The 12,294-nt window shown below is 76.7% G+C and carries 11 protein-coding genes; 8 read left to right on the top strand and 3 right to left on the bottom strand.

Annotated features, from left to right (window positions below):
• Positions 1-59 precede the first annotated feature (59 nt).
• The 3 genes from K1J57_RS31560 (at position 60) to K1J57_RS31550 (ending at position 3,229) form a co-directional block, all read left to right on the top strand.
• Positions 60-1,658, top strand: a complete 1,599-nt coding sequence (locus tag K1J57_RS31560; protein WP_220562332.1) for a PQQ-like beta-propeller repeat protein — start codon at positions 60-62, stop codon at positions 1,656-1,658.
• Between the two features lie 73 nt (positions 1,659-1,731).
• The gene (locus tag K1J57_RS31555; protein ID WP_220562331.1) at positions 1,732-2,697 is read left to right on the top strand and encodes a phosphotransferase enzyme family protein; all 966 of its coding nucleotides are present in this window, start codon (positions 1,732-1,734) and stop codon (positions 2,695-2,697) included.
• A 103-nt stretch (positions 2,698-2,800) separates the two neighbouring features.
• Positions 2,801-3,229, top strand: a complete 429-nt coding sequence (locus tag K1J57_RS31550; protein ID WP_220562330.1) for a hypothetical protein — start codon at positions 2,801-2,803, stop codon at positions 3,227-3,229.
• 6 nt (positions 3,230-3,235) lie between these two features.
• Here K1J57_RS31550 and K1J57_RS31545 read toward each other — a convergent pair whose 3' ends face one another.
• Positions 3,236-4,762 (bottom strand): bifunctional phosphatase PAP2/diacylglycerol kinase family protein, encoded by a 1,527-nt coding sequence (locus tag K1J57_RS31545; protein WP_220562329.1) that lies wholly within the window; start codon positions 4,760-4,762, stop codon positions 3,236-3,238.
• A 163-nt stretch (positions 4,763-4,925) separates the two neighbouring features.
• Here K1J57_RS31545 and K1J57_RS31540 point away from each other — a divergent pair, with 163 nt between their 5' ends.
• The 5 genes from K1J57_RS31540 to K1J57_RS31520 are packed head-to-tail and all read left to right on the top strand — an operon-like array spanning position 4,926 to position 10,246.
• Positions 4,926-6,203, top strand: a complete 1,278-nt coding sequence (locus K1J57_RS31540) for an NAD(P)/FAD-dependent oxidoreductase (RefSeq protein ID WP_220562328.1) — start codon at positions 4,926-4,928, stop codon at positions 6,201-6,203.
• Positions 6,200-6,931 carry a DUF1365 domain-containing protein gene (locus K1J57_RS31535; protein WP_220562327.1) on the top strand — a complete coding sequence of 244 codons (732 nt, stop codon included), beginning with the start codon at positions 6,200-6,202 and terminating at the stop codon, positions 6,929-6,931. Before K1J57_RS31540 ends, K1J57_RS31535 begins: the two co-directional genes overlap by 4 nt.
• The gene (locus K1J57_RS31530) at positions 6,928-8,187 is read left to right on the top strand and encodes a cyclopropane-fatty-acyl-phospholipid synthase family protein (RefSeq protein WP_220562325.1); all 1,260 of its coding nucleotides are present in this window, start codon (positions 6,928-6,930) and stop codon (positions 8,185-8,187) included. Before K1J57_RS31535 ends, K1J57_RS31530 begins: the two co-directional genes overlap by 4 nt.
• On the top strand, positions 8,184-9,452 hold the full coding sequence (locus K1J57_RS31525; protein ID WP_220562324.1) for a cyclopropane-fatty-acyl-phospholipid synthase family protein: 1,269 nt from the start codon (positions 8,184-8,186) through the stop codon (positions 9,450-9,452). Before K1J57_RS31530 ends, K1J57_RS31525 begins: the two co-directional genes overlap by 4 nt.
• A gap of 56 nt (positions 9,453-9,508) precedes the next feature.
• A complete protein-coding gene (locus K1J57_RS31520) occupies positions 9,509-10,246 on the top strand; it encodes a DUF1295 domain-containing protein (protein WP_220565924.1) in 738 nt (245 codons plus the stop codon).
• A gap of 102 nt (positions 10,247-10,348) precedes the next feature.
• Here the strand turns inward: K1J57_RS31520 and K1J57_RS31515 are convergent, their stop codons facing one another.
• Positions 10,349-11,134 carry an SDR family oxidoreductase gene (locus K1J57_RS31515; RefSeq protein ID WP_220562323.1) on the bottom strand — a complete coding sequence of 262 codons (786 nt, stop codon included), beginning with the start codon at positions 11,132-11,134 and terminating at the stop codon, positions 10,349-10,351.
• Between the two features lie 105 nt (positions 11,135-11,239).
• Positions 11,240-12,289, bottom strand: a complete 1,050-nt coding sequence (locus K1J57_RS31510) for an NAD(P)-dependent alcohol dehydrogenase (RefSeq protein WP_220562322.1) — start codon at positions 12,287-12,289, stop codon at positions 11,240-11,242.
• Positions 12,290-12,294 lie beyond the last annotated feature (5 nt).

The following is a 12,294-nucleotide window of genomic DNA, read 5'->3' as shown; positions in this document are numbered from 1 at the left end:
ACGCACCACCCGCGCGTCGTATGGTCGGCGCGCGTGCGCCGGTGCGAGGGGAGGCGTGCGTGGTCGAGGACCCGACGGTCGGCCGGGACACCGAGGACACCTCCCCGCGCGGCCCGCTGGGCTGGTGCGGCGCCGGGCTGTGCCTGGGCGGGGCGGCGCTGGCGTTCGCCCCCGAGGTCCCCTGGTGGGCCGCGCTCTCCGCGGCGGGGACGGGACTGCTGATGGTGGCGGCCGGGCGGCGCCGGATGCGGGCGCGCCCGCGGCGGCGCTCCCTGCCCCCGGCCGCGGCCGGGCTGGTGCTGGCCCTGGTCGCCGGGTTCGGGGTGCGCGCCCTGACCCTGTCCCTGATGGTCGACCACACCGTCGCCGCCACCGTCCCCGGGACCGCCCCGCCGGTCCCCGCGCGGGCGGCGGAGGTCGCCTGGTCCTGGACGCCGCCCGGGGACGGAGCCGTGGTGGACGTGCTGCCCGGCACCCTGGGCCCGGTCGTCGTCCTGGACGACGGGGTGGTCGCCCTGGACGGGGCCACCGGCGGGGAGCTGTGGCGCTACCGGCTGCGCGGCGCCGACGCCCGCGCCTCCGTCCACGGCGGCGGCACCCGCGTGCACGTCGCCCACGGCGACCCCGACGACCCCGGGCGCACCGGCGCCCTGGCCTGGGTGGAGCTGGACACCGCCCGCGGAGCCACGGTGGAGGCGTTCACCACCCCGCCCCCGCCGGACGGCGCGGACGCGCGGGTCCTGGCCGCCGGCCCCGGCACCCTGGTGTACTCCTGGCAGGAGGGGGACGGACCGCCGCGGATCAGCGCCCGCGACACCTCCGGCTTCCGGGAGGAGTGGTCGTTCACCGTCCCGGAGCGGCCCGGCCGCGTCTGCGGGCCCCGGCGGGAGTGGGACGCCGACAACACCCTGCGCACCCCCGACGTGTTCCTGGTCGCCTACGCCTGCGCCCCCCGCGATTCGCCGTCCGTCGCCTCCCCGACCGGGCCCGCCGACACCCCCGCAACGCACCTGACCGGAGTGGTCACCGCCCTGGACCCGCGGAACGGCGGGGAGCGCTGGACCCGCGAGCTGCCCGGGCTGGGGGACTTCCCCGCGCTGCGCACCGGAGGCCCGGCCGCGGACCCCGAGGCGCGCCCCGCGGTGGTGGCCGGCCCCCTCGCGGGCGGGAGCGCCCCGGCGGCCCTGGACCCGCGCGACGGGTCGCACGCGGTGCGGATCACCGGCGAGTCCTGGACCGACGGCCGGTCCGTGCTGGTGGGCGCCGACACCTCCGGCGCGGTCGTCGCGGAGACGGCCGCCGACCGTGTGCTGTTCCACAGGGTCGACCCGGCCGGGGAGATCGTCGAGACCGCCGCCCTGCCCGGCGACGAGGTGTCCGAGCACGGTCCGGGCCCGGCCGTGGGGCTGCCCGGCGCGGTCGCGGTGCCCTCCGGCGGGGGCCGGGCCGGCGCGGGAGAGGGGAGCGGCGCCCCGGCGCTGTGGTCGGTCCCCTTCGACGGCGATCCCCGGCTCCTGGTCCTGGACCCGCCCGGCGGGGCCCGGCCGGAGCCGCCGGGCCCGGACGCGGGCGACCACCGGGCGGTGGCCGTCCCCGGCGCGCTGGTCACCGTGGTCCGGGGCGCCGACACGGTCCGGCTGTACGGACTGGTGGCCTGACGCGGGCGGGCGGAGTCCGGGCAACCCCGGGAAAACCCCTGCGCCGCGGGGAGAGCACTGGTAGCTTCGCGGCATGCGGGAGTTGCCAGACCTCCACGAGGACCGGATCGCACAAGCCCTGGGCGCGTGGGGCATCCGCCCGGTCGCGCTCACCCACCTGCCCGTCGGCTTCGCCGACCACCACTGGCGGGTCACCGACACCTCGGGGCGGCGCTGGTTCGCGACCGTCGCCGACCTGTCCCGCAAGGCCTACCTGGGGCCGACCCCGGTGCAGGCCCGGGAGCGGCTGGCCGCGGCCATGGACACCGCGGCCCGGCTGCACGACGACTCCGGCCTGGGGTTCGTCGTGGCACCGCTGCGCACCCCCGAGGGGCGGACCGTCCGGGCGGTGGGCCGCGACCGGGTGCTCAGCCTCTTCCCGTACGTGGAGGGCGCCTCCGGCGAGTTCGGCCGCCCCCTGACCCCGTACCTGCGCGGACTGCTGCTGGACGCCCTGGCCCGGCTGCACCGCGTCGCCCCGCTGCGCGGGGTGCCCGCCGCACCCGCGGAGATCGGGCACCGGGCCCACCTGGACGCCGTCCTGGAGGACCCCTCCCTGATCGGGGCGCACGGCCCCTACTCCGGCCCCGCCGCCCGGCTGCTGGCCGAGCACACCAAGCGGGTGCGCACGCGGTTGGAGGAGTACGACCGCCGGGCCGCCCGGCTCGCCGACGCCCCGCTGGTCGTCACCCACGGCGAGCCCCATCCCGGCAACGTGGTCTGGCGCGGCCCCCGGCCGCTGCTGGTGGACTGGGACACCGTGGGGGCCGCCGCCCCCGAACGCGACCTGTGGCTGGTCGCGGAGGACGCCGCCGACCTGGAGCGCTACAGCGACGCCTCCGGCCACCCCGTGGACCCCGACCGCCTGGACCTGTACCGGCTGCGCTGGACTCTGCAGGACATCGCCGAGTTCGCCGACGCCTTCTCCCGCCCGCACGCGCGCGACCGCGACACCGACCTGGCGTGGCAGGCGCTGGAGGAGATCGTCACCGGCCTCTGACCCCGGGTCGGGAGGCGGGCGGCGGGTCTCCCCGCCCCCGGGCGCTGCGCTGGGTAGCATTCTGATCGCCCCGCGTCATCAGCGCCCGTTCCACGGAGACGACATGCGACTTCCGACGAGAATCAGCGACATCCCCCTGCGCCTGGCCACCGGCGCGTTCATCCTCAACTCCGGCCTGTCCAAGCGCGGCGCCGACGAGGAGACCGCACGGGGCATGCACGGCATGGCCGCCGGCACCTACCCCTTCCTCAAGGACGTCGACCCCACCACGTTCGTCAAGGCCCTGTCCGCCGGGGAGATCGCCCTGGGCACCGCCCTGCTGGTGCCGCTGGTGCCGAGCAGGCTCGCGGGGGCGGGGCTCGCCGCCTTCGGCGCCGGACTGGTCGGGCTGTACCTGCGCACCCCGGGCCTGCGCCGCCCGGGCACCCTGCTGCCCACCCAGGAGGGCACGCCCATCGCCAAGGACTCCTGGCTGGTCGGCGCCGGGCTGGCGCTGCTCATCGGCGACTGCGGCGGCGACCGCCGCCGCTGACGGCCCTCAGGCTCCCGAGGCCGGGACGAACACCCGCAGCGCCGCCGGCCGCTTGGTGAACCGCACGGTCCGGGAGCCCTCGACGACCTCCCCGTCCACGGCCAGCAGCCGCGGCTCCTCGGGCAGGACCAGCTCCAGCGCCCGGACGGTCCCCTCCCGGTAGCCCTCGCCCTGCCAGTGGCGGCCCAGCAGCACGTCCACGGCCGCCCGCAGGCGGGGGAACGGGGAGCGGGCGCCCAGCACCCGCACGTCCAGGCGGCCGTCCACCAGGCTCTCGCGCAGTGCCGGGACCCGGCCGTGCGTGCGGTAGCGGCCGTTGCCCACGAACGCCCACCACACCTTCGTCTCGCGCCCGTCCACCACCGCCGGAACGGGCGAGACCTCGCGGAGGTCGTGCCACAGGGCCAGGGCGAACGCGGGCCACTTGCCGATCCGCGGCGCCCACCGGTCGCGCCGCTCCACCATGCGCGGGTAGGAGCCGAACGACGCGGTGTTGAGGAACAGGCGTCCGTCGACCTCGCCCACGTCCACCCGGGCGAGGTGGCCGCCGGAGTAGGCGCGCAGCGCGATGTCCACCGAGGTCAGACCCAGCGTCCGGGCGAAGTTGTTGAGCGTGCCGTCGGGGATCACCAGCAGCGGCCGGTCGTGGTCCATCGCGGCGCGCGCCCCCGCGTTGACGGTGCCGTCGCCGCCCGCCACCGCCAGCACCGAGCCCGCCTCCGCCGCCTTGTCCATGACCATGGCGATGTCGTCGTCCTCGGAAAGGGCGACGATCGTGGCGCCCGGCAGCGCCCGCGCGATCTTCGAGGGCGTCCCGCCGGTCGCCGGCCCGGGCAGCCCCTCGGTGACCGCAGTCGGGAGCAGGTCGGCCGAGCGGGGGTTGACCACCACCGTCACGCCGGTCCCGGGCAGCGTCCCGGTGGACAGGGCGTCCTCGGCCGGGGCCGGCTCGCTGTGCACGCCCGCGGGCAGCGTCTCGGCGCCGTGGACCAGCTCCGGCCGGGGCGGCACCACCGCGCGCGCCGCCAGCCCCGCGGCCAGCCCGATGGCCGCACCGCCCAGCACGTCGCCGGGGTAGTGGACCCCGCTGTGCACCCTGGACACCGCCACCAGCCCGGCCAGCGCCGCCACCAGCGCCGTCAGCGGGCGCGGGGCGTCGGCGCCGATCCCCGCCGCGTAGCCGACGGCCGCCGCCGTGTGCCCGGACGGGAAGGAGGAGCTGCGGTAGTCGCGGTAGGGGATCCGGGCCCGCGGCACCCGCGCCAGGTCCGGGCGGCCGCGGTCGGTCAGGTGCTTGACCCCGGCGGAGAGCGCGTTGGCGGCCGCGGCCGCGGCCATGGCGCGCAGGGCGGTGCGCCGCAGCCGGGGGCCGCCGGTGGCAGCCAGCGTCGCCGACACCAGGAACCACGGGGCCATGTTGTCCGTGGCCTGCACGAACTTCGGGGTGTAGGGGTCCAGTGCGGGCGGCCCCAGGCCGGTCACGAAGCGGTGGATCCTGCGGTCCAGGCGGTCGATCGCTCGTAGTGCGCGCATTCGTCCACGGTGCCGCCGCGACCCCCTCGCTGTCCAGAACCGCTCCTGTTCCGGTGCTCTCGCGGCCCTGTGGCGCAGGTCACAGTATTTTCCGGTGCCGCCGCCCATCCGCGGCCGGGCCGGGCCCGAATACCCGGTACCAGCCCCCACCGAAGGGACACGTGTGGTCCAGGACAGGCACACCCACCGCCGCCGTATCGCCGTGATCGGCTCCGGGGTCTCCGGGCTGACCGCCGCGCACATCCTGCGCGAGCGGGCCGAGGTCACCCTGCTGGAGGCCGACGACCGCCTGGGCGGCCACGCCCACACCCACCGGCTCACCGGGGAGGACGGCGGCGAGCTCTCCGTGGACAGCGGCTTCATCGTCCACAACCGCCGCACCTACCCCCACCTGGTCCGGCTCTTCGACGAGCTGGGCGTGGAGACCCGGCCCGCCGAGATGAGCCTCTCGGTGTCCTGCGACGGCTGCGGCCTGGAGTACGCGGGTTCGCGCGGAGCCCGCGCCCTGCTGCCCACCGGATCCCGCGCCGGCGCCGCCCACCTGCGGATGCTCGTCGAGATCCCCCGATTCCACCGCGCCGCCCGTGCCCTGCTGGCCGCCCCGGACCACGGCCCGGGACCCACGCTGGGGGAGTTCGCCGCCGACGGCTCCCTGAGCCGCCACACCGTGGCGCACTTCCTGGTGCCCCTGGTGTCGGCGGTGTGGTCCTGCCCTCCCGGCACCGCACTGGACTACCCCGCCCGGTACCTGTTCGCCTTCCTGGCGAACCACGGGATGCTCGGCGTCTGGGGCTCCCCCCGGTGGCGGACGGTCGCCGGCGGCTCGCGCTCCTACGTGGAGCGGATCGCCAAGAACCTCGACGTGGTCCGCACCGGGGCACCCGTCCGTTCGCTGGAGCGCCGCCCGGGCGGGGTCCGCCTGCGGGCGGGCGGCGACGTCCTGGAGTTCGACGCGGCCGTCGTCGCGGTCCACGCCGACCGGGCGCTGTCCCTGCTGGAGCGGCCCACCCCCGACGAGCGCGCGGTGCTGGGCGCGTTCCGCTACTCCCGCAACCGGACCCTGCTGCACACCGACACCTCCGTGCTGCCCCGCGACCCCGTGGTCCGGGCGAGCTGGAACCACCGGCTGCCCTCCTGCGACCCCGACGCCGGGGCCGTCCGCGTCAGCTACGACATGAACCGGCTCCAGCACCTGCCCGGCCGGCGCCGCCACCTGGTCACCCTCAACGACGACGGGCGCGTCGACCCCCGCCTGGTCCTGGCGGAGATGGACTACGAGCACCCGGTGTACACACCCGCGGCACTGGCCGCGCAGCACCGCCTGCCCGACCTGAACGACGGGACCGTCGCCTTCGCCGGCGCCCACCACGGCTGGGGCTTCCACGAGGACGGCTGCGCCTCCGGGGTCCGCGCCGCCGAGAGCCTGGGGGTGACCTGGTGAGCGCCCCCGCGGCGCCCGCCCTCTACGAGGCCGTCGTCCGGCACGTCCGCGCGGCCCCGGTCCGCTCCGCCTTCGCGCACCGGACCTACTACTGGCTGACCGACCTCGACCACCCGCCGCGGCTCCCGTGGCCGCTGCGCCCCCTGGCGGGCTTCGGCCACCGGGCCTCCCGAGCAGACCTGGAGGAGTACCTGGCCGGGGCGGGCGCCCCCCTGGACGGAGGGCCGGTCCTCGTCCTCGGCCACGCCCGGGTCCTCGGGTACGCCTTCGACCCGCTGACCGTCTACTGGTGCCACCGCCGCGACGGCACCCTCGCCCGCGTCGTCGCCGAGGTGCACAACACCTACGGCGACCGCCACCGCTACCTCCTCGACGTGGACGCGCGCGGGCGGGCGGAGACCGCCAAGGCCATGTACGTCTCCCCGTTCCACGGGGTCGACGGGACCTACCGCCTGGCCCTGCCCGAGCCGGGGGAGCGGCTCTCCCTCACCGTCACGCTCCACACCGGCGGGGCTCCCCCCTTCGCCGCCTCGGTGCGGGGCCGCCGCGTCCCGGCCACCCCCGCCTCCCTGCTCCGCCTGGCCCTGCGCCGCCCGCTCGCCCCCCTCGTGGGCGCGGCCCGCATCCGCACCCGGGGCATCGGCCTCTACCTGCGCGGAGTCCCGGTCCACCCGAGGCCGGACCACCACGACACCACCGCACACGAGAAGACAGGTGCACGACCATGACCACCACGACCCCGCCCCCGGCGCCGCCCGCCGCCGTCGACGCACGCCGCTGGCCCGACGTCGCCCGGGTGCCCCGGTCCCGCCTGCGCGCCGCCGCCGCACGCGCCCTGGCCCGCCACGCCGCGCGCCGCGCGGGGGTGCGGATCACCGAGGACCCCGCCGCCGTCCGGGACCCGGGCACCGGCACCCCCGTCCTGTGCCTGCGCGACCCCGAGGCGTTCCACCGCAGACTGGGCGCGGGCGGGCTCATCGGGTTGGGCGAGTCCTACATGGCGGGCGAGTGGGACTCCCCGGACCCGGTGGCCCTGCTCACCCGGCTGGCCGAGCACTACACGGACCTGGTCCCGCGCCCCCTGCGACCCCTGCGCCACATCACCCTGCCGCGCCGGGGCCGGGGCGAGCGCAACACCCGGGAGGCGGCCCGCCGCAACATCGGCCACCACTACGACCTGTCCAACGACCTCTTCGCGCTGTTCCTGGACCGCACCATGACGTACTCCGCGGCGCTGTTCGACGGACCCGGCCCGCGCGACCCGGACACCCTGGCGGCCGCCCAGGAACGCAAGATCGACCGCCTCCTGGACGCCGTGGGAGCCGGTCCCGGCACCACCCTGCTGGAGATCGGCACCGGGTGGGGGTCCCTGGCGCTGCGGGCGGCCCGGCGCGGTGCCCGCGTCACCACCGTCACCCTCTCCGCCGAGCAGCGGGACCTGGCCGTGCGGCGGCTGGCCGAGGCCGGGGCGGACGGCGCCGCCGACGTCCTGCTGCTCGACTACCGCGACGTGGACGGCGAGTACGACGCCGTGATCAGCGTGGAGATGATCGAGGCCGTCGGCGAGCACTACTGGTCGGCCTACTTCTCCGCCCTGAACCGGCTGGTACGCCCCGGAGGCCGGGTCGGCATCCAGTCCATCACCATGGACCACCGGCTGATGCGGGCCTCCCGGCACTCCTACACCTGGATGCACAAGTACGTCTTCCCCGGCGGGCTCATCCCCTCCGTGGCCGCCATCGAGCGGCAGGTGCGCGACCGCACGTCCCTGCGGGTGGTCGACCGGCACGCGTTCGGCGCGGACTACGCCGACACCCTCCTGGTGTGGAGGCGCTCCTTCGACGCCGCCGCGGACCGGGTGGCCGGGCTCGGCTTCGACCCCGTCTTCCAGCGCATGTGGGACTTCTACCTCGCCTACTGCGAGGCCGGGTTCCGCTCCGGGATCATCGACGTGGAGCAGATCGTCATGGAGCGTGCCGGATGAGCGCCCCCGCCGCCCGCCGCGGCCGGCCGCGCGGCGTCGCCCACTTCCTCGCCCCGGTGCTCGCCGCGTTCTTCGACGGCCACCCGCCGGTGCGCCTGCGCGCCTGGGACGGCAGCGAGGCCGGTCCGGCCGACGCGCCCGTCGCCGTCCTGCGCGACCGCGACGCCCTGCGGTACGCGGTGACCCGCCCCGGCGAGCTCGGCCTGGCCCGCGCCTACGTCAGCGGCGCCCTGGACGTGGAGGGCGACCTCACCGACGCGCTGCGCCGGGTCGGCGCCGCGGTCCGCCGCCACCGCGCCTCCCCGCCCGGACCCGGCGAGTGGGCGGGGGCGGCCCGTGCGCTGCTGGCCGTGGGAGCCGTCGGCGCCCCGCCGCCGCGCCCGCGCGGCGAGGCCCGGCTCCGGGGGCGCACACACTCCCGCGAGCGCGACGCGGCCGCCATCTCGCACCACTACGACGCGGGCAACGCCGTCTACTCCCTGCTGCTGGACGAGACCATGGCCTACTCCTGCGCCTACTGGCCCGACGACGACCCCCACGCCACCCTCGCCGACGCCCAGCGTGCCAAGCTCGACCTGGTCTGCCGGGAGCTGGGGCTGCGGGAGGGTGCGCGCCTGCTCGACGTCGGCTGCGGGTGGGGCTCGCTCACCCTGTACGCCGCCCGCCGCTTCGGCGCGCACGTGACCGCGGTGACCCTGTCGGCGGCCCAGCGCGACCACGTCGCCGCGCGGGTCCGCGACGAGGGCCTCCACGACCGGGTCGAGGTGGGGCTGCGCCACTACCGCGACATCGACCGGGGCGGGTTCGACGCCGTGGCGGCCATCGAGATGGGCGAGCATGTGGGCCGGGACGAGTACGCGCCGTTCGCCCGGCGGCTGCGGTCCCTGCTGCGGCCGGGGGGCCGGCTGCTGGTCCAGCAGATGTCCCGCGGGGGCGACCACCCCGGCGGCGGCCCGTTCATCGAGCGCTACATCGCCCCCGACATGTACATGCGCCCCCTGGGCGAGACGGTGGGCCTCATCGAGGACGCCGGCCTGGAGGTGACCGGGGTGCGCTCGATGCGCGAGCACTACGTGCGCACCGCCCGCGCGTGGTCGGCGGAGCTGGAGCGGCGCTACGACGACCTGGTGGCGCTGGCCGGGGAGGAGGCCGCGCGGACCTGGCGGCTGTACCTGGCGGGCGGCGCTCTGGCGTTCGAGGAGGGGCGGATGGGCGTCCACCAGATCTCCGCGCGCCGGCCCGGTCCCGGAGAGGGGACGGCGTGAACCCCGCCGCCCTGGCCCTGACCTCGGCCCTGTCCGCGGCGGCGGTGCTCCTGCTCATGCTCGCGGCCTTCGCCGCCGGGCGGCGGCTGGGCCGGCACAGCGTCGTCGACGTCGCCTGGGGACCGGCGTTCGTCCTCGTGGCGGCGGTCTGCCTGGCCACCGCCACCGGGGACCCGCTGCGCCCCGCGCTGCTGCTCGCCCTGACGGCGGTGTGGGGCACCCGGCTGGCCGTCCACATCGGCCTGCGCTCCCGGGGCTCGGGCGAGGATCCGCGCTACGAGCGCCTGCTCTCCCGCGCCCCCGGGGACCGTGACCTGTACGCGCTGCGCGTCGTGTACCTGCTCCAGGGCGCGCTGGTCTGGCTGGTCTCGCTTCCGCTCCAGTTCGCCGCGCACGCGCCGGGACCGCTCGGCTGGTGGGCGGCGGCGGGCGCCGCCCTGTGGCTGCTCGGGTTCGCCTTCGAGACGGCGGGCGACGCCCAGTTGGCCGCCTTCCGCCGCGACCCGGCCAACCGGGGCCGGGTCATGGACCGGGGCCTGTGGGCGTGGACCCGCCACCCCAACTACTTCGGCGACGCCTGCGTGTGGTGGGGGCTGTTCCTCGTCGCGGCCTCGGGCGGTCCCTGGACCCTGCTCGCCCTGCCCGCCCCGCTGGTGATGACCTACCTCCTCACCCGCGGCTCGGGGCAGCGCCTGCTGGACGAGCACATGCGCGGGCGCCCCGGCTGGGCCGAGTACGAGGCCCGCACCAGCGCCTTCGTGCCCCGCCCTCCCCGCCCTCCCCGCTGTCCCTGAACCGCCCGGACCCGCGGACCCCGCGAGGCACCGGTCCCGGAGGCGGTGACGGGAAGACCGGTGCGCGGCCGCCCCGGCGGGGCCGGGGCGGCCGCGCCCGGGTCAGACGGTGGGGATCGCCCCGCCGTCCACCCGGATGACCGACCCTGTCACGTAGGCCGCCTGCGCGCTCGCCAGGAACGCCGCCACAGCTCCGTACTCCTCGGCCCGGCCGTACCGGCCCACGGGGATCGTCGCCGCGGCCTCGCGCTCGACCTCCTCCACGGTGCGCCCCTCCCGCTCGGCGCGCGCCCGGTCCAGGGAGTCCGTGCGGGCGGTGGTGATCCGGCCCGGGACGATGACGTTCACCGTCACCCCGTCCGCGGCCACCTCGCCCGACACCGTCTTGGACCAGGAGTGCAGCGACGCCCGCAGCGTGTTGGACACCCCCAGGTTCGGGATGGGCGCGATCGGCCCGGCCGAGGTGCTCGTGATGACCCGGCCCCAGCCGCGTTCGCGCATCCCGCCGATCACGGCGTCCGTCAGCCGGATCACCGGCAGCACCATCGCCCCGTACATGTCCTCCCACAGGCCGGGCTCCTGGCCCAGCGCCGGGGTGGGCGGCGGGCCGCCGGTGTTGTTGACCAGGATGTCCACCGGCCCCAGCCGGTCGCCCACGTACGCGGCCACCTCCTCGGCGCGGCCGTGGTCGGCCAGGTCCCACTCCACCGACAGGGCCGACGTCCCGTGGGCGTCGCAGTCCTCCACGGTCCTGGTCAGCCGCTCCTTGTCGCGCCCGGTCACCGCCACGTTCACACCCTCGGCCGCCAGGGCCACGGCGATCGCCCGCCCCAGCCCCGAACTCGCCGCCGTCACCAGCGCGGTCCTGCCCGCGATTCCCAGATCCACCTGTTCCGCCTTCCCGGCCCGGTATCGGTCGGGCGCACTCTACCGAGACCGGTGCGCGTACGAAAACGCCCGGACCCCCACGGGTCCGGGCGTTCGGCGCGCGGGTCACCCCGCGTGGGGCACCACCACGGCGCGGCCGGAGATCTCCCCGGCCTCCAGCCGCCGGTACGCCTCCAGGGCGTCCTCCATGCCGAACCGCTCCACCTCCGGGCGGATCTGCCCGGCCCGGTACATGTCCACGACCTCCCACAGGTCCTCCACCGTCCCCCAGTAGGTGTTGGTGACGTAGGACTCGTAGGGGTTGGTGAAGAACGAGAACTCGTGGGTGCCGCCCGCGATGCCGACCACCGTCACCCGCCCGCCCTGGGCGACGGTCGCCGTCGCCGTCGCGATCGTCGGGGTGATGCCGACGAAGTCGAACGCCGCGTCCACGCCCCGGCCGCCGGTGATCTCGCGGATCTGCTCCACCTGCCGGTCGCCGCCCGCGACGGTCACCGCGCCGTTCTCCTCCGCCCGGGCCAGGGCCTGGGGCTTGACGTCGGTGGCGATCACCGTCGCCCCGGTCAGCGCCTTGAGGATCTGCACGCCGATCTGCCCCAGCCCGCCCAGGCCGATCACCAGGGCGTGCCGGCCGCCGCCCGCCAGGTGCGGCAGCGCCTGCTTGATCGCGTGGTAGGGCGTGAGCCCGGCGTCCGACAGCGGGGCGGCGTCCACCGGGTCGGCGTCGCCCAGCGGCACCAGGTGGTGCTCGGGGACCGTCAGGAACTCGGCCATGCCGCCGTCGCGGCCCAGGCCTGTGGCCAGATAGGGCATGGTCGCGGCGTTCTCGCAGTAGGTGTCCTGGCCGCGCGCGCACTTGCGGCAGTGGCCGCAGCCGATCGGCCCGTACACGAGGTAGGCGTCGCCGGTCCTGACACGGTCGCTCACGCCCTCGCCGAGCTCCTCCACCCAGCCCGAGTTCTCGTGCCCCAGCACGAACGGCGGCTTCTGCGCGCCGGGGGAGCCCTCCTTGAAGTGCCGGTAGACGCTCACGTCGGAGTGGCAGGCGCCCGCGCCCGCCACCCGCAGCAGCACCTCGCCCGGGCCCGGCTTCGGCCTCGGGACGTCGGTCAGCGACGGGAACTGCTCGTAGTTCTCGAAGACCACGGCTCGCATCGGGT

This window comes from Nocardiopsis sp. MT53, from assembly GCF_019598965.1.
Classification (GTDB): Bacteria; Actinomycetota; Actinomycetes; order Streptosporangiales; family Streptosporangiaceae; genus Nocardiopsis; species Nocardiopsis changdeensis.
Note: the sequence above shows the minus strand (reverse complement) of the source record. Positions and strands in the feature narration are given on the sequence as shown.

Excerpts from the sequence above, each read along its gene's own strand:
- K1J57_RS31520 (WP_220565924.1), top strand. The coding sequence starts at position 9,509 with ATGCTCGCGGCCTTCGCCGCCGGGCGGCGGCTGGGCCGGCACAGCGTC.
- K1J57_RS31545 (WP_220562329.1), bottom strand. The coding sequence starts at position 4,762 with ATGCGCGCACTACGAGCGATCGACCGCCTGGACCGCAGGATCCACCGC.
- K1J57_RS31555 (WP_220562331.1), top strand. The coding sequence starts at position 1,732 with ATGCGGGAGTTGCCAGACCTCCACGAGGACCGGATCGCACAAGCCCTG.
- K1J57_RS31525 (WP_220562324.1), top strand. The coding sequence starts at position 8,184 with ATGAGCGCCCCCGCCGCCCGCCGCGGCCGGCCGCGCGGCGTCGCCCAC.
- K1J57_RS31530 (WP_220562325.1), top strand. The coding sequence starts at position 6,928 with ATGACCACCACGACCCCGCCCCCGGCGCCGCCCGCCGCCGTCGACGCA.
- K1J57_RS31510 (WP_220562322.1), bottom strand. The coding sequence starts at position 12,289 with ATGCGAGCCGTGGTCTTCGAGAACTACGAGCAGTTCCCGTCGCTGACC.
- K1J57_RS31550 (WP_220562330.1), top strand. The coding sequence starts at position 2,801 with ATGCGACTTCCGACGAGAATCAGCGACATCCCCCTGCGCCTGGCCACC.